The following is a 17,052-nucleotide window of genomic DNA, read 5'->3' as shown; positions in this document are numbered from 1 at the left end:
TTATTGTTATGCCAATAATCATTATACCAGGCGACACGCATCCGCTTCCCAGCGATATCCCACCCCGTAGACCGCGCGTATAAATGACTGTTCGGCATCCAGCGATTCCAGTTTACGGCGCAGGTTTTTAATGTGGCTGTCGATAGTACGATCGGTCACCACACGGTAGTCGTCGTAGAGGTGGTTTAACAACTGCTCGCGGGAAAAAACTTTACCCGGTTCAAGCGATAAGGTTTTTAGCAGGCGGAATTCAGCGGGGGTTAAATCCAGCGCTTTACCACACCAGGAGGCCTGAAAGCGGCTTTCATCAATCATTAACGGGCTTTCGGCATCCTGCTGCTGGAGTTCGCGCTGCGGTTTACAGCGGCGCAAAATGGTTTTCACGCGGGCCACGACTTCGCGCGGGCTGTAAGGCTTACAGATATAATCATCGGCGCCGATTTCCAGCCCCAGCAGCCGGTCGATCTCTTCGATTTTGGCCGTGACCATCACAATGGGGATGTCGGAAAAACGGCGAATCTCCCGGCATAGCGTCAGACCATCGGTACCCGGCAGCATCAGATCCAGCAGGATCAGATCCGGCGGCGTTTGACGCACATACGGCAGTACCTTGTCGCCATGATTGATGAGCGTGGGGGCGTAACTCGCCGCGCGTAAGTAGTCAATAAGCAGCTGTCCCAGCTTGGGTTCATCTTCAACAATCAAAATGCGCGGCGTGTTTTCATCAATGGGTAATTCAGTCATACTTCTCTCTGTAAATCGCGATCCAGCGGTAACTCTACTGTAATGCTAACCCCGCCAAAAGGCGAATGAGCGGCGTGAAGATGACCGTTATGCGCGTGTACAATATTGACGCATATTGCCAGCCCCAGTCCAGAACCGCCGCTGGCGCGGTTACGGGACACTTCCGTGCGGTAAAAACGGTCAAAAAGCTTTTGTAACTGTTCATCGCTGACGCCCGGTGCAGAATCGGCAAAGGTCAGGAATAATGATTTGTCGCGTTGTTCGGCGGAAATATGCAGGCCGCCGCCTCTGTCGGTGTAGCGCAGACTGTTTTCCAGTAGATTATTAAACAGTTGCATCAGGCGATCCGGGTCGCCGAAGACGGTCATGCTATCCGGCAACGCGTAATGTAGCGTTAGCCCCCGGCTGGTAAAGCGCTCTCTGAACGCGCCGCCAGCGACTTCCAACAGGGGAACAAGATCGACGGTCGTTTTTTGGTAAGCCAGCGCGCCTTCGTCAGACAACGACAGCTGATGCAGGTCGTCAACCAGTTTGGTAAGCGTACCGACTTCCGCCTGTAGCGAGGTAACCGATTCTGGCGTGAACTGGCGAACGCCATCCTGAATGGCTTCCAGTTCGCCGCGCAATACCGCCAGCGGCGTGCGCAGTTCGTGGGAAATATCCGCCATAAAGTCGCGGCGCATTTGCTGGTTTTTTTCCAGCGTGCTGGCAAGCTGGTTAAAGTCTTGCGCCAGTTTTCCCAGCTCATCGGCGCTGGTTGGGGTCACGCGCGTGGTAAAATCCCCCGCCGCCAGTCTGTGCGTACCCTCGACCAACCGTTTGACCGGGGCGAGCAGGCCACGCGCCAGCAAAAATGTCGCCAGCGCGGCCAGCAACGTTGATAACGCCACGATCATCCAACTGGCGCGCCGCTGCTGCATATCAAAATTAATATCCGTATTGCGCGTCAGCCGCTCGACAGGAGAGGCGATAATCGCGCCGACTTCGACGCCATTGACCAGAATGGGGCGGCGAGTACCGTCATGCGGCACCGGACCGCGTGGGCCGACCAGCACCCGGCCATTTTGATCGACGACCCAGAACTGGGTGCGCCAACCGTGCGGCGGCATACCGGGGCCGGGTTTATCGCGGTCGTTGTCATGCTCAAATGAACGCAGAATCTGGAAAACGAAGCGATCGTTGTTACGTAAAAAACGCCAGTTGCCGTGTTGCTGGTACTGGTCGCCCAGCGCATCGCCCAGCATTTGTAGCCGCTGCTCGTTGCCGTGTTTGATATAGTCAATAAATCCGCGTTCAAAACTGACGCGCACGGCCCAATGCATACTGATCAGCAGCACGATGCAGGTGGCGAAAATCGCCAGAAACAGCTTGCCGGTGATTCCGGGCCGCCAGACTTTCATTACAGGCTCCTTTTACGCCGTGAAATGACCATGTTTTGCTGTGTATCGTTCGGCACGCGGGCAAAAATTATCGCCGGTAGCGCGATAATAACCGCCATACATAACCAGGTGTACATAAAGACGTGATGTGTGGCGCTACTGTCTATCCCGATATGCTGTTGGCCAAACATACCCAGCAGCATTCCGGCAATAGTGACGCCAATACTCATCGAGAGCTGCATAATCATCGATAATAAGCTATTGCCGCTGCTGGCCAGCGTATCGGGAAGGTCTTTTAGCGTTAAGGTATTCATGGAAGAAAAGCGCGCCGAGTTCACCATTCCCTGCAAAAGCAGTACCAGCGGCAGGAGATAATACCAGCCGAGCAGCGCGACCGACATAAACAACAGGCTAACCAATGCCAGTCCGAGCGTGGTCGCCACCAGAACCCGACGATAGCCAAAACGGTTAACTATCTGCACCACAATCCGCTTCATTCCCATGCTGCCCAGCACCATGGGGATCATCATCAAACCGGCATGAAACGGTGAAAAACCAAGACCAATTTGCAAAAAGACCGGCGTCATAAACGGCAGCATACCGCTGCCGATACGCCCGGCAAAACTGCCCAGCAACCCCAGTGAAAACGTGGGCGTGCGGAACAATCGCAGGCTGAATAACGCGCCTGAGTTTTTTTTGGCATGGAAGAGATAGAGCAGAATGGCTGCTGCGCCGCCCGCAGCAAGTCCGGCTAATGTCCAGGGCGAGATCCCCATGCTTTTACTACCGTCCAGCGCCAGCGTGAGTACCGCCATGCCGATAGCTAACAGCAGGAACCCCGGCAGATCAAAGCGCCGGGTCTCTATGGTGTAGTTTGGCATCAGCATAAAGGTTGCCATAGCGCCGACAATTCCCACCGGGATATTGATCAGAAAGATCCAGTGCCATGAAGCATATTCCACCAGCACCCCGCCCAGCGCGGGGCCGAGTAACGGCCCGATCTGTCCCGGTAGGGTGACGAAGGTCATCGCCGCCATATATTGCGCGCGCGGCACGATTTTCATGACCGTCAGGCGTCCGACCGGCACCATCATCGCGCCGCCTACGCCTTGTAAAACCCGCGCTAATACCAGTTGATTAAGCGTGCCGGAAAGGGCGCAAAACAGCGAACCCAGCGTGAACAGCACAATGGCGGCAAAGAAGATATTACGCACGCCGATTTTATCTGCCAGCCAGCCGCTGGCGGGGAGCATCACGGCGACGGTAAGAACATATGACACCACTACCATGTGCATATGCAGCGGGCTTTCCCCCAGGCTTTTCGCCATGGAGGGCAGCGCAGTGTTGACGATGGTGGTATCCAGCGACTGCATAAAAAAGCCGAATGCCACAATCCAGAGTTGCCAGCGGGCGTTGTCAGGAAGTTCTGTCATATCTCTACTACCGGTTTGCTATTTTTACGCGAAAAACGCAGCCGCAGACGGTCGAAAAAGAGGTACACCACCGGCGTGGTATAGAGCGTCAGGAGCTGGCTCATGACCAAACCGCCGACAATGGTTATCCCCAACGGCTGCCGTAATTCCGAACCGTCTCCGCCAGATAACACCAATGGCAGTGCGCCGAACAGCGCCGCCAGCGTGGTCATCATTATTGGACGGAAGCGTAACAAGCAGGCCTGGAAAATGGCTTGTTCCGGCGTCAGGCCGCCGCTTCGTTGCGCTTCAAGCGCAAAATCGACCATCATAATGGCGTTTTTCTTCACAATGCCAATTAATAGCATGATCCCTATCAGGGCGATTAGGCTGAAAGGGGCATTGAAGAGCTCCAGCGCCAGAAGCGCCCCAACGCCTGCCGATGGCAGAGTAGAGAGAATGGTCAGCGGATGGACGTAACTTTCGTACAGTATCCCCAGCACAATGTAGACGGTAGCGATCGCCGCCACTATCAAAATAAGCTGCGAATTCATGGTCTGCTGGAAGACTTGCGCCGTTCCGGAAAAACTGCCGCGTACCGTCGGAGGGACGCCAAGCTGCGTCATGGTGCGATTAATGGCCTCTGTCGCCTGCGATAACGATGTGCCGGTCGGCAGGTTAAAGGCAATCGTGGACGCCGCGGAAAGTCCCTGATGGTTCACCGACAGCGGCGCATTGGCGGGCCGCCATTGGGCGAAATAAGAGAGGGGGATCGCTTTTCCGTCACGGTTGATAACGAACATTTTCTCCAGCGCGCTGATATCCTGGCTATAGCGCGGATCGACTTCCATCACCACTTTATACTGGTTCATCGGCTGATAAATGGTGGAAATTTGCCGCTGGCCGAAAGCATTATTTAACAGACTGTTTGCGGCCTGAACATCAATGCCCAGTCGTGACATGGTGTCGCGGTCGTAGATAAGGTTCATCTCCGCGCCGTTATCCTGCTGGTCGGAGTTTACGTCCGCCAGTTGCGGCAGGGCCGAGAGCGCTTTGCGTATTTTCGGCTCCCACTCGCGCAGCGCCGCCAGAGAGTCAGACAGCAACGTATATTGGTAACTGGCGTTAGCCTGCCGCCCGCCGACGCGAATATCCTGTACCGCCATCAGAAACAGCCTGGCGCCGGGTTCTTTTGCCAGTTTGACCCGCAGTCGATCAATGATTTGCTGCGCCGTCTCTTTGCGTTCGCCGCGCGGCTTCAGCGTAATAAACATCATGCCGCTATTCACCCGCGAGCCGCCGGTAAAACCAGTGACATTATTCACCGCCGGATCGTCGCGAATAATTTTCATAAAATCCTGCAGCTTGCCGCGCATGGCCTGGAAAGAGATGCTCTGGTCAGCCTGAATACCGCCCATCAACACGCCGGTGTCCTGCTCCGGAAAGAATGTTTTAGGGATGGCGATATAAAGCCAGATGTTCAGCGCAATGGTGCCAAGAAAAACCACACCGACAAGACGCGTATGGTTAAGCACCCATTTTAACGACGTGCCGTAACCCTGTTGCAAGGCGACCAGCAAACGGCCAACGCCCCGTTTACGCGGTTGGGTGCGCGGTTTGCTTGATTTAAGCATCCAGCCGCACATCATCGGCGTCAGCGTGAGCGAGACCACCAGCGAAATGCCAATCGCCACCGAGAGGGTAACGGCGAATTCCCGTAATAATCGCCCTGGCAGACCGCCCATTAACAGCAGCGGCAGAAATACCGCCACCAGCGACAGACTCATGGAGATGACCGTAAACCCGACTTCCCGCGTACCCTGTAATGCCGCCTGCAAAGGTTTCATTCCCGCCTCCAGATGGCGGGCGATATTTTCCAGCACCACAATGGCATCATCAACGACAAATCCGGTCGCGATAGTCAGCGCCATCAGCGACAGATTGTTGAGGCTGAAGCCGCACAGATACATGGCGGCGAAGGTGCCGATGAGCGAAACGGGAACGGCGACGGCGGGGATTAGCGTGGCGCGCCCGGAACGCAGGAATAAAAACACCACCAGGATCACCAGCGCGACAGAGATAGCCAGCGTCTCTTCTACCTCTTGCAGCGACGCGCGAATCGTCGGCGAACGATCCTGAGCGATTTGTAAATCGATAGCGGCGGGGATCATTGCCCGCAGTTCCGGCAGTTTTGCCCGGATGCCGTCGACCGTCTGAATAATATTGGCCTCCGGCAGCTTGCGGATCATCAACAAAATAGCGGGTTTAGCGTTCGTCATCCCGGCGTTACGGACATCCTGCACCGAGTCGGTGACGCTGGCGACGTCGCCCAGGCGTACCGCCGCGCCGTTGTTATAGTGAATAATCAGCGGCTGGTATTCGGCGGCGGTTTTCAGTTCGTCGTTGGTCTGGATTTGCCAGCGGTGGACGCTATCTTCAATTGCGCCTTGCGGTCGGCGTACGTTGGCGCTGTCGATCGCTTCGCGGACCTCATCCAGCGAGACGCCCTGGTTAAAGAGCGCCTGCGGGTTTAAGCCTACACGTACTGCGGGCAGGGAGCTGCCGCCGACGTCAACATCGCCGACGCCGTCAATTTGCGCGATGGTTTGCGCCAGTTGGGTAGAGGCGAAATCATACAGTTTGCCCTGTGACCAGCTCTCCGAGGTGAGCGTTAAAATCATAATCGGCGCGTCGGACGGGTTGGCCTTGCGATAAGTCGGGCGGCTGGGCATTCCGCCTGGCAACAAGCTTTGCGCGGCGTTAATGGCGGCCTGCACATCGCGCGCCGCGCCGTTAATATCACGATCGAAATTAAATTCGAGAATAATGCGCGTACTGCCGAGCGAGCTGCTGGAAGTCATTTCATTGACGCCTGCAATGCGTCCCAAAGAACGTTCCAACGGCGTCGCCACCGACGAAGCCATGGTTTCCGGCGAGGCGCCCGGCAGCGAGGCGCTAACCATAATCACCGGGAAATCGACCTGCGGCAGCGGGGCGACCGGCAGCAGACGAAAGCCCAGAATGCCGCACAGCGTAATGGCGGCGGCAATCAAAATGGTGGCGACCGGGCGGTAGATGAAAAGGGCGAAAAAGCGCATCTACGCCTCCTCTTTATGGCGCGGAAAGCGACTTTTCACGTACAGCGACAGGCGGTCAAACAGGAGATAAATCACCGGTGTGGTAAACAGAGTTAATACCTGGCTGACCAGTAGGCCGCCCACCATCGCGATCCCCAACGGGCGACGTAATTCCGCGCCAACGCCGGTACTCAACATTAATGGCAATGCCCCGAGCAACGCCGCCAGCGTGGTCATCAGAATCGGTCGAAAACGCAGCAGACAGGCCTGGAAGATAGCGTCGCGCGGACTCATCCCCTGTTCGCGTTCAGCGGCGAGGGCGAAGTCAATCATCATGATGGCGTTTTTCTTCACGATGCCGATCAGCAAAATAATGCCGATAATGGCGATAATATCGAGCTCGCTACCAGCGATGATCAGCGCCAGCAGCGCGCCGACGCCCGCCGTAGGCAGCGTTGAGAGAATCGTGATCGGATGGATAAAACTCTCATACAGCACGCCGAGCACGATATACATCGCCACCACGGCGGCGACAATAAGCCAGACGGTGCTGCCCAGCGCCGCCTGGAAGGCGAGCGTACTGCCCTGAAACTGCGTTGTAATATCCGCTGGCAGGGCGAGCGTTTTTTCCGTATCGAGAATCGCCTGCACCGCATCGCCGAGCGAATAGCCCTCCGGCACGTTAAACGAAAATGTCGTAACCGGGAACTGATCTAAATGATTGATGGAGAGCGGGGCGAAGCGCTGCTCAATGCGGGCAATCGCGCTGAGCGGTACGGTGCCGCCGTCGCGGCTCGTCAGGCGAATCGTCTCCAGCGCCGCCAGGCCCGGCGTGCTGGCGGTATTATGTTCCAGCACGACGCGGTACTGGTTCGCCTGGGTATAAATCGTTGAAATCAGGCGTTGTCCGAACGCGTTGTAGAGCGCGTTATCCACATCCGCCATGCTGATACCCAGACGGCTGGCGCTGTCGCGGTCGACATTCACCCAGGCCGCTAATCCTCGATCTTGCCAGTCGCTGCTTACCTCAGAGAGCTGTGGTAACGACTGTAGCGCGTTCTGCAGTTTTGGCACCCAGTGGCTGAGCGCATCGAGCGTCGTGGCCTGCAGGGTAAACTGATACTGCGTGCGGCTGACCTGCGTGTCGATGGTTAAATCCTGCGTCGGCTGGAGATACAGCGCCACGCCGGGAATCGTCGCCACGGCGGTTTGCAGCCGGGAGATCACCTGCTGCACGCGGTCATCACGCGCATCCAGCGGCTTGAGGTTAATTTGCAGGCGCGCGCTATTCAGCGTGGGGTTAGCGCCGTCTACGCCAACAAAAGTCGTCAGGCTTTGCACCGCCGGGTCCTGTAATATCCGCTCCGCCACCTGGCGCTGACGTTGCGCCATACTGGCATACGATGACGATTGCGGCGCCTGCAGCGTCCCCTGGATAATGCCGTTATCCTGTACCGGAAAGAACCCTTTCGGGATGACTATCCACAGCATAACGCTGAGCAGGAGCGTGGCGAATGCCACGCTCAATGTAAGCCACGGATGGTTGAGCACTTTCGCTAATCCGCGTCCGTAGCTGGCGATCACGCGGTCAAACATCCGCTCGCAGGCGCGGGAAAAGCGGTTTTGTTTACGCAGAGATTGCTGGCTGAGCATACGCGCGCACATCATGGGCGTGAGCGTCAAAGAGACGACGGCGGAGATTAAAATCGCTACCGCCAACGTCACCGCAAATTCGCGGAACAGTCGACCAACAATATCGCCCATAAAGAGCAACGGGATCAGCACTGCAATCAGTGAAAAGGTGAGGGAAATAATGGTAAAGCCGATTTCGCCCGCGCCTTTGAGCGCCGCCGCCAGCGGTTTTTCTCCTTTTTCGATGTAGCGCGAGATGTTCTCGATCACCACAATCGCATCGTCCACCACGAAACCCGTGGCGATAGTGAGCGCCATCAGCGTCAGGTTATTAATGGAAAAATCCAAAAATACCATCACCGCAAAGGTGCCGATAAGCGACAGCGGTACGGCGACGCCGGGAATAATTGTGGCGGGAATATTACGTAAAAACAGATAGATAATCATGACGACCAGCGCGATCGCCAGCATCAGTTCAAACTGGGTATCGCGCACGGAAGCGCGAATATTGGTGGTGCGATCGGACAGGACCGTGACCTTCACCGATTTCGGCAGGCTTTCGGTAAGCTGGGGCAGCATCTGGCGAATGCTGTCCGCCGTCGCAATGATATTGGCGCCGGGCTGGCGCTGAACATTCATCACGATAGCCGGCGCTTGATTCGCCCATGCGCCGAGCCAGCTATTTTCCGCCCCCTGTTCGACGGTGGCGACATCGCCCAGCCGTACCGGCGCGCCGTTTTGATACGCGATGATAAGCCTGCGGTATTCGTCGGCAGACTGCATCTGATCGTTAGCAGAAAGCGTCACCGCCCGTTCGGGGCCATCCAGACTGCCTTTCGCCGAGTTGACGTTGGCGCCGGTAATTGCGGTACGGACCGTTTCGCTGGTCAGACCGAGCGCGGCGACAGCCTGAGCATTCAGTTTTACGCGTACCGCAGGGCGCTGCCCGCCGGCAAGCGTCACCAGTCCGACGCCGGAGACCTGTGAGATCTTCTGCGCCACGCGGGTTTCTACCATGTCCTCTACCTGGGTCATCGGCATCGCGTTTGAGGTGACGGCAAGCGTCATAATCGGCGGGTCCGCCGGGTTGACTTTGCTGTAAATCGGCGGATTCGGCAGGTCGGAAGGCAATAAATTGGTGGCTGCGTTAATCGCCGCCTGTACTTCCTGCTCGGCAACGTCCAGCGGCAGCGTCAACTGAAACTGTAGCGTTACCACCGACGCGCCGCCGGAGCTTTGCGACGACATCTGCTTAAGTCCTGACATCTGGCCGAACTGGCGCTCAAGCGGCGCGGTGACGGCGGAGGTCATGACATCCGGGCTGGCGCCAGGGTAGAGCGTAACAACCTGAATAGTGGGGTAGTCGACCTCCGGCAAAGCGGCGACGGGCAGGAAGCGATAGCCGATAATCCCGGCGAGTAAAATCGCCGCCATCATCAGAGTGGTGGCCACGGGGCGCAGAATAAACAGACGCGAAGGGCCGCCCGTGCTGCCCGGAGGTAATACCTGCATCAGGCGCGCGCTCCTTTTTGACCTTCATGGCGGGAAGGGGATTTTTCATCCGCCACGGTGGTTTGCGGCTCAACGACCTCGACTTTTGCGCCTTCCGTCAGCCGATCAATACCATCGGTAACGACGCGATCGCCTGCCGACAAGCCTGCGCTGATCACCACGTTTCGGTTATCCTGAATACCGATTTTTACCCGCTTCTTGCTGACGTTATTTTCGTCGTTCAGCACCCACACAAAGTGGCCCTCATTGCCCATTTGCACCGCCGCGGCAGGCACCACAACGGCATTTTGTTCGGTATCGACCAGCATCCGGGCGTTCACAAATTGATTGGGGAACAGCGTATCGTCCTGATTGGTAAAGCGCGCTTTAATTTTGATCGTTCCCGTCGTGGGATCAATCTGGTTGTCCAGACTGAGCAACACACCTTCGCTCAATTTGTGCGAGTTAGTCCGATCCCAGGCTTCTACGACCAGCGTTTTCCCCGCTTTCTGCGCCTGAACCACGGTCGCGATATCGCTTTCCGGCAGAGTAAAAATGAGATCAATCGGGTGCGTTTGCGTAATGACGACAATACCTGCGGTATCGCTGCTGGAAATCTGGTTGCCGACATCCACCTGTTTCAGACCCACGCGTCCCGAGACCGGGGCCGTGATACGACTCCAGTCGAGCTGTAACTGCGCGCTGGCGACATTGGCTTCATCCGCTTTAATGGTTCCCTGGGTTTCGTTGACCAGCGCCTGTTGCGCATCCAGTTCCTGACGAGAAACCAGATTGGTTTTTGCCAGTTGCTGATAGCGCGCCAGATCACGACGCGCATTCGCCAGCGTAGCGTTATCTTTCGCCAACTGTCCCTGCGCCTGCGCCAGGGCGACCTTAAACTGGCTGGGATCGATTTGCGCCAGCAGATCGCCTGCGTTGACCTGCTGACCTTCCTGAAAGTGCAGGGCGATGAGTTGACCGTCCACGCGGCTACGCACCGTAACGGTATTCGCGGCGGTCACGGTGCCCAGCCCGCTCAGATAGCGCGGTACGGCCTGTGTGGTCGCGGTCGCGGCCTGTACCGGCGCCAGAGGGCCGTCGCGCATACCGCGGCGACCTGCGGCGGCGGTATGCGGCGCTTGCGCGGCGACGCCCGGCGCGGCGGTCGGGCTTTCGCTACGGCTATGCCAGAACCAGAATGCGGCGGCGGCCACTACAACCCCAATCGCTATTGCCCAGCGGAAAGTATTACTGCCTTTCATCGGTATAAGTTTCTCATCCTGAAACGTTTTGCGGAATGTTGCTCCCTCTATTGTAGTCAGCAGGGAAGGGAGAAAAATGGAGGAATTATGGAACACGGTCGGGATTATTCTGAATGGCGACCCGCTTTGCGAGGCGCTACGCAACTCTCATCGGTGAAAATCGTTAACGCGCCGGAGTGCGGTAAAGTGGCGGCACGGCAATGAAGATAAGCCACCGATTTCAGCAGGACGCTGAAACGGGAAAGCCCCTCCCGAGGAAGGGGCCAAAATAAGGAAAGGGTTATGATGAAGGTAGTCATCATACTGGTGATACTCTTAGTGATTAGCCTACCAGCTTACTAAGACACCAGGGGGAGGAGGAATCCTCCCTTACCCTCACTCCTGACGTTAAGCCACATCAAGAATAATGTCAATCCATCAGCGCTGGGCTTGCGAGGCGCTTAGCGGAAAACGACCTCCGCCCAGCGCGCCAGTCCTGCGGTGACGGAGCCGAAATCATCGCCGCCAGCGACGGGTATGCCCGGTAACTGTTCGGAAAGCGCTTTTTTAATCAATGGCGAACGGGCGCTGCCGCCGGTCAGATAGATGACATCCGGTTTTTCCTGCGCGCTGTCCAGCGCCAGTTGCACCTGTTCCAGAATACGCGCCAGCGGTTGATCCAGCGCCGCTTCCAGTCCTTGCTGGCTGATAGCGACCGCCAGGTCGTCGCTGATAAATGGCAGCCTCGCCGTAACATCCGCCTGGCCGGAAAGGGCGATTTTGCTCTCTTCCGCGCAGCGTACCAGGCGGTAGCTAAGCCGCTGACGCCAGACCTTGAGCAGCAACGCGACCTTGTCTGCTTCACGCGCGTTGCGAACCAAATCGTTCAACAGACGACCATTCGCGCTACTGTAAAAATCGCTTTGCGCCGGGACGTCGTTAATCGCCACGGCGTTCCACCACGGCAGCACCGGTAGGGCGATGCCTTTTTCGGTTTCGCCGCCCATGCCCAGCAAAGGCATCAGATTTTTAAAGGCCAGCGCGATATCCAGATCGTTTCCGCCCACGCGGCAACCGCTGTGCCCCAACAGGCTGTTTTCACGATCGGCGCGCTGACGCCACTGCGGCCCCATCAGCAGCATGGAACAGTCGGTGGTACCGCCGCCAATATCCACGACCAGCACACGCTTCTCTTCCCGCAGCGTAGCTTCGTAGTCCAGGCCCGCCGCAACCGGTTCATACTGGAATACCACCTCCTGAAAACCGGCGCGTTTTGCCGCCCGCTCCAGAATACCCTGCGCCTGGCGGTTCGCGTCATCGCCGCCGAGTCCCTGAAAGTTGATCGGGCGACCGATCACCGCCTGGGTAATGGCCTCCGGCAATTGGCTGTGCGCCGTATGACGAATATGTACCATCATGGCGCAGACTAAATCTTCAAACAGCGCGACCTGCTGCGGTTTCAGGCCGCTGGCGCCTAAAAAGGATTTCGGCGATTTGACAAACCAGACCTCCTGGGGATCGTCAATATAGTGCGCCAGCGACGCCAGACCAAACTGTACGCTTTGCGCGCCAACCTCAATATCTTCCTCGCGGTTGTAGCGTATCGCGCGGCGTAGCAGCGCCTGGGTTTCTTCGTCCGTTGCCGGCACATCATGATGGCGATACAGCCACTCGCTCACCGCTTCGCGCGTCGGCGCGCACAGCATAGACGGCAGTAATGCGCTGTTATTCTCCATTGTCAGCAACTGTGGATGCCCGTCGCGCATAATGGCGACCGAGCAGTTTGCCGTACCGTAATCAAATCCGATAAACACCTTAAAATCCCCATGCCAGTGAAGAAGGGGCGTGACTTTAGCGAAATGTCGTCGCGGCGACAACTGGAATATGAAAGCAAGGCGTTACGTGCGATTAGCGTTTATGCTGAAAGGTCAAATAAAGGAGAAAAGTATGTTTACCCTGAGCTGGCAGCCGCCTTACGACTGGTCGTGGATGTTGGGCTTTCTTGCCGCGCGTGCGGTGGACGGCGTGGAAACGGTAGGCGAGGGCTTTTATGCGCGCAGCCTGGTGGTGGGCGAGCATCGCGGACTGATCAGCGTGAGCCCCCATCTGCCCACCCACACTGTGCAGGTCAGCGTGAGCGCCGGATTACTTCCCGTCGCGCCGGCGTGTCTGGCGAAGGTTTCGCGTCTGTTTGATCTTGACTGCCAGCCCGCGCAGGTTGCCGCCGTGCTGGGGCCACTGGGCGAGGACAGACCGGGGCTGCGTTTACCGGGATCGGTTGATACGTTTGAACAAGGCGTGCGGGCGATACTGGGGCAACTGGTGAGTGTCGCGATGGCGGCAAGGTTGACGGCGAAAGTGGCGCGCCGCTATGGCGAGGCGTTGCCGGATGCCCCCGATTATGTCTGTTTTCCCGGTCCGGAAACGCTGGCGGTGGCCGATCCGCTGGCGCTTAAAGCTCTGGGGATGCCGCTGCGGCGCGCCGAAGCGCTGATTCATCTGGCGCAGGCGACGCTGGCGGGAAAAGTGGCGCTCGCCGCGCCGCCGGATATTGAGCAGAGCGTTAAAAATTTACAAACGTTTCCGGGAATTGGCCGCTGGACGGCGAACTATTTCGCCCTGCGCGGTTGGCAGGCAAAAGATATCTTTTTACCCGATGATTACTTAATTAAGCAGCGCTTCGCCGGGATGACGCCCGCGCAGATCCGTCGCTACGCGGAGCGCTGGAAACCGTGGCGTTCCTACGCGCTACTGCATATCTGGTATACCCACGGCTGGCAACCGTCAATGGATAGCGAAATAGCTGGTATTCAGTAACAAATCCAGCGGTTGCGCTTCGGCGACAGTGTCGCCATAAATCAAATCCACGCCAATACGGGAGAGCGTATCCAGCACCTGTGGGTTTTGTACCGGCCCGGCGAGCGTTTTGATGTCCAGATGCTGGGCGTGTCCCTGGATGATCGAGGTCAGCATTTCATCCATTAAACTTTCATGAACGTTGGCGATAAGGTCGCTATCCAGCAGTAAATAATCGACGATATGCAGGGGAAGTAAATTAAACAGCTGTAAATCGCGCCCGACATGGCTGAGAATCACCTGGCAGCCGCGTTGCCGCAGTTTTCGCAGAGTCGCAGCGGCGGTCTGCGCCTGCTTAACGATAACGTCAGCCGGGATAATCAGGTGTAATAACCGTGGCGGCAGTGGACTATGCTCCAGTTGTTCCAGCAGCTCATCAATAAGGGTCGCGCTGTATAATCCCGCGGCGGACAGCGGCAGCGCAACGCTTAATCCCTTGCTGGCGACGGCGGTCGCCGCATGGTGGAAAAACTCATGGAATACCCGTCGGTCAAGCGCGTGATGCAGCGCGGAGTCGGCTAACCCTGCCCGGAACGCGCGCTCTTCCATCACTTCCCCTTCGCTGGTCCACAGCCTGAGTGAGACCAGCCAAAAGCTGGTGGCCTCCGGCGTACGCGGCGGCGCGACGTTTCTGGCAAGCATCAGCAGGTGGTTATTTTTAATCATATGCCACTGTTCTTCCAGCGGCATCATTCCCTTTGAGGAGGTTAATGCGTGCTGCGGTTCGTACACGGTCAGACGGCCTCGACCGCTATTTTTCGCGGCGTAGCAGGCAATATCGGCCTGAGACACGACCTCTGTGAGCTGGCAGTTATGTTCATTTATCATTGTGATCCCGGCGCTGGCGCCGATCCGATGCAGGCGTCCTTCCCACATAAAGTGATACTCATTAATGGCGTTGATAAGCCGCGTCGCGATAAAGCGCGCGCTGTCACTATTACAATCCGGCAGCAACAGGCCAAACTCATCGCCACCCAGACGGGCCAGGAGATCGCCGGATCGAAGCATACTGAGCATCAGTGACGCGAGCTCGCGCAATAAGGCATCGCCGGCGGCATGTCCCGCGCTGTCGTTAACCGCTTTAAAACGGTCCAGATCGATAAACACCAGCGCATGATGTTGAGGCGATTCCTGTATTGTTTGCAGGCGCTGTTGCAGCTGTTTTTCAAAACTGGCGCGGTTGGCAAGATGGGTGAGGGCGTCATGCGTTGCGCTGTAGCTGAGCTGGCGTAACATTTTTCGTGATTCGGTAACGTCCTGGATAACCAGAACCGAACCAATCTTATCGCCGTCAAGCGTACTGAGCGGCGTGATACTGTAATGAATATCGTAGCTGCCGCCGTTATGACAATGGAGCACTATCTCCTGTTCCATGTCCGATCGCGACCTGTCGGCGCGATAAATATCCTCCAGCAGCGGCCCCTTATCACCTGACGTAATGCGCAGAACCGTTAATAATGGCGCGCCTAAAGCATCCTCTTGCCGCCAGCCGCTCATCTTCTCGGCGATCGGGTTCATAAAGGTGATATTCATCGCGACATCAATACACACCACCGCTTCTCCGATAGAGTCAAGCGTGATGTGCAACCGTTCTTTTTCCTGAAACAGCGCCTCGTTCGCCTGTGTAATACGCTCCATCAACCGCTGGTTTTCCTGCTCGCTTTGCTTGAGATCGTTAATATCTTCGATCTGAGCAATAAAATAGAGAGGTTTATTGTCTTTATGACGAACCAGCGAGACGGCCAGCAGCGCCCAGACGACATCGCCGTTGCGGGTGTAGTAGCGTTTTTCCATGGAATAGCTATTGATGTCGCCGCGCACCAGCATGTTTAGCTGTTCAAGGTCGTTATTCAGGTCTTCTGGCCAGGTCAATTGCTGAAATGTCATCGTGCGTAATTCATCCTGGCTATAGCCAAGAAAATGGCTCAGAGATTTATTGACCTGTAGCCACTGACCCTCCGTACCGACCAGCGCCATACCAATGGCGGAATACTCCATCGCGTTGCGAAAGCGGGATTCGCTCTCGGTGATATGTTTGCGTTCCGTGCGAAACGCGTACATCACCATCGTCATCATATTGGCAGGCAGCAGGATCATTAAAAAAGGCAGCCACGGCATATTGACCATCACGTCGGTTTTCGGCGTGGCGAGCAGCGTGGGGTCATTGGCCAGCATGAGCGAGACCACGATAACGGTAGCTAAAAAAATTAAAAACGCCTCCATTCGCGGCAGGCGCACCGCACTCCACATCAACAGGACGATAACGCACGTAAACGGCCACGGAATATAGCGCATAGCGAGCCAGCTTAGCGCCAGCGTAATGACCAGCGTCAATAGCGTTTCCAGCAACAGATGCGGGTCGCGATGACGCAACAGATAGTGTGGTTTAAACAGTAAACCTAACGGCACCAGCGTCAGCGCGCCGATGGCTTCCGATAATACCCAAATCAGAAACGCTTTCGAGGCGACCGCTTCCGGCGCTATTAGCCAAAATAACAGGCCGCCGAGTAGCGGCGGAATCACGGCGCTGCCGATAGCCAGACGAAACCAGTCATTCAAATTTTGTAAGGGGTTGTAGCTGGGGAGCAGTTTTCGCAGCAGTATCGCGCCAGTGGCCGCCTCGATAATATTTATTGCCGTCCAGCTAAAGTTAAGCGAGGCGGCAGGAAATAAAGTCAGTGAGGCGCCGATGCTGCCGAGCGAGCAGGCGACCGCGATCCCTGGCCACAGACGGCCCGCATGGCGGTAAAACGCGACCATCATAATGGAGGTGGGGAACCACAGCGGCGCGAGTTGGGTGCCGACACGCGATAATACGAGCGAAAAGAGCGTAAAGACAAACGCGACCAGGCCTAAACTGACCAGACGCAATAGCGGGTGGGGGACGGTAACGAAAACATGTTGGGATGGTTTACTCATTACCACTCTATCCGAATCGCCGGTAACGTCGCGGAATACCGGACGCGTCAGTTTACTCTGTGATTATGCTAGTATAAACGCGTAATGATTTATACGCTGGCTGAATATAAATTGTGGCTCCCGGCGTATTCCTCCTCCAGACGGGTCGATAAAACCGCTGCCCGCGTTAAAACTGAACGCTTTTACGTCGCGACGTCGAATGCGCCGCCAACAAATTCACCGTGGCATAGCGCCGGACTGGTATCGCGCTGCTGAAATCCCTATAATTGCCGCGTTTGGCGTTTCGGCGCCCCCCTTCCTT

General features: G+C 56.7%; 10 protein-coding genes. 2 read left to right on the top strand and 8 right to left on the bottom strand.

Annotated features, from left to right (window positions below; genetic code table 11):
* Nucleotides 1-21: 21 nt before the first annotated feature.
* From baeR to mdtA, 6 genes are read right to left on the bottom strand one after another with little or no spacing between them, the layout of a single operon-like run.
* Entirely contained in the window at nt 22-744 is a 723-nt protein-coding gene (gene baeR, locus ACLJQD_RS11220) for a two-component system response regulator BaeR (RefSeq protein WP_000137854.1), read from the bottom strand.
* Complete coding sequence (gene baeS, locus ACLJQD_RS11215; RefSeq protein WP_017442196.1) at nt 741-2,144, bottom strand: two-component system sensor histidine kinase BaeS; 1,404 nt, start codon at nt 2,142-2,144, stop codon at nt 741-743. Before baeS ends, baeR begins: the two co-directional genes overlap by 4 nt.
* Nucleotides 2,144-3,556: an MFS transporter gene (locus tag ACLJQD_RS11210; RefSeq protein WP_017442197.1), complete on the bottom strand. Its 1,413-nt coding sequence runs from the start codon at nt 3,554-3,556 to the stop codon at nt 2,144-2,146. The genes baeS and ACLJQD_RS11210 overlap by 1 nt, the downstream gene beginning before the upstream one ends.
* Entirely contained in the window at nt 3,553-6,633 is a 3,081-nt protein-coding gene (mdtC, locus tag ACLJQD_RS11205) for a multidrug efflux RND transporter permease subunit MdtC (protein WP_017442198.1), read from the bottom strand. Before mdtC ends, ACLJQD_RS11210 begins: the two co-directional genes overlap by 4 nt.
* Complete coding sequence (gene mdtB, locus ACLJQD_RS11200; RefSeq protein WP_017442199.1) at nt 6,634-9,756, bottom strand: multidrug efflux RND transporter permease subunit MdtB; 3,123 nt, start codon at nt 9,754-9,756, stop codon at nt 6,634-6,636. It lies immediately after the preceding gene.
* A complete protein-coding gene (gene mdtA / locus ACLJQD_RS11195; protein WP_000678816.1) occupies nt 9,756-10,997 on the bottom strand; it encodes a multidrug efflux RND transporter subunit MdtA in 1,242 nt (413 codons plus the stop codon). The genes mdtB and mdtA overlap by 1 nt, the downstream gene beginning before the upstream one ends.
* A gap of 282 nt (nt 10,998-11,279) precedes the next feature.
* Here mdtA and ACLJQD_RS11190 point away from each other — a divergent pair, with 282 nt between their 5' ends.
* The gene (locus ACLJQD_RS11190; protein WP_105887528.1) at nt 11,280-11,339 is read left to right on the top strand and encodes a type I toxin-antitoxin system Ibs family toxin; all 60 of its coding nucleotides are present in this window, start codon (nt 11,280-11,282) and stop codon (nt 11,337-11,339) included.
* Between the two features lie 98 nt (nt 11,340-11,437).
* On the opposite strand, the gene yegD is transcribed toward ACLJQD_RS11190, so the two are convergent.
* Nucleotides 11,438-12,790 (bottom strand): molecular chaperone, encoded by a 1,353-nt coding sequence (gene yegD / locus ACLJQD_RS11185; RefSeq protein ID WP_000469628.1) that lies wholly within the window; start codon nt 12,788-12,790, stop codon nt 11,438-11,440.
* A gap of 133 nt (nt 12,791-12,923) precedes the next feature.
* On the opposite strand from yegD, the gene alkA reads away from it, so the two are divergent.
* Entirely contained in the window at nt 12,924-13,793 is an 870-nt protein-coding gene (gene alkA, locus ACLJQD_RS11180) for a DNA-3-methyladenine glycosylase 2 (RefSeq protein ID WP_017442200.1), read from the top strand.
* Here alkA and ACLJQD_RS11175 read toward each other — a convergent pair.
* Nucleotides 13,761-16,751, bottom strand: a complete 2,991-nt coding sequence (locus tag ACLJQD_RS11175; RefSeq protein ID WP_017442201.1) for an MASE1 domain-containing protein — start codon at nt 16,749-16,751, stop codon at nt 13,761-13,763. The two genes, alkA and ACLJQD_RS11175, sit on opposite strands and share 33 nt — an antisense overlap.
* Nucleotides 16,752-17,052 lie beyond the last annotated feature (301 nt).

It is taken from the genome of Salmonella sp. SAL04214, from assembly GCF_046550615.1.
Lineage (GTDB): Bacteria > Pseudomonadota > Gammaproteobacteria > Enterobacterales > Enterobacteriaceae > Salmonella > Salmonella enterica.
Note: the sequence above shows the minus strand (reverse complement) of the source record. Positions and strands in the feature narration are given on the sequence as shown.

What these genes read in the sequence shown, in the direction of transcription:
- baeR (WP_000137854.1), bottom strand. Translation starts at nt 744, where the DNA reads ATGACTGAATTACCCATTGATGAAAACACGCCGCGCATTTTGATTGTT.
- baeS (WP_017442196.1), bottom strand. Translation starts at nt 2,144, where the DNA reads ATGAAAGTCTGGCGGCCCGGAATCACCGGCAAGCTGTTTCTGGCGATT.
- ACLJQD_RS11210 (WP_017442197.1), bottom strand. Translation starts at nt 3,556, where the DNA reads ATGACAGAACTTCCTGACAACGCCCGCTGGCAACTCTGGATTGTGGCA.
- mdtC (WP_017442198.1), bottom strand. Translation starts at nt 6,633, where the DNA reads ATGCGCTTTTTCGCCCTTTTCATCTACCGCCCGGTCGCCACCATTTTG.
- mdtB (WP_017442199.1), bottom strand. Translation starts at nt 9,756, where the DNA reads ATGCAGGTATTACCTCCGGGCAGCACGGGCGGCCCTTCGCGTCTGTTT.
- mdtA (WP_000678816.1), bottom strand. Translation starts at nt 10,997, where the DNA reads ATGAAAGGCAGTAATACTTTCCGCTGGGCAATAGCGATTGGGGTTGTA.
- alkA (WP_017442200.1), top strand. Translation starts at nt 12,924, where the DNA reads ATGTTTACCCTGAGCTGGCAGCCGCCTTACGACTGGTCGTGGATGTTG.
- ACLJQD_RS11175 (WP_017442201.1), bottom strand. Translation starts at nt 16,751, where the DNA reads ATGAGTAAACCATCCCAACATGTTTTCGTTACCGTCCCCCACCCGCTA.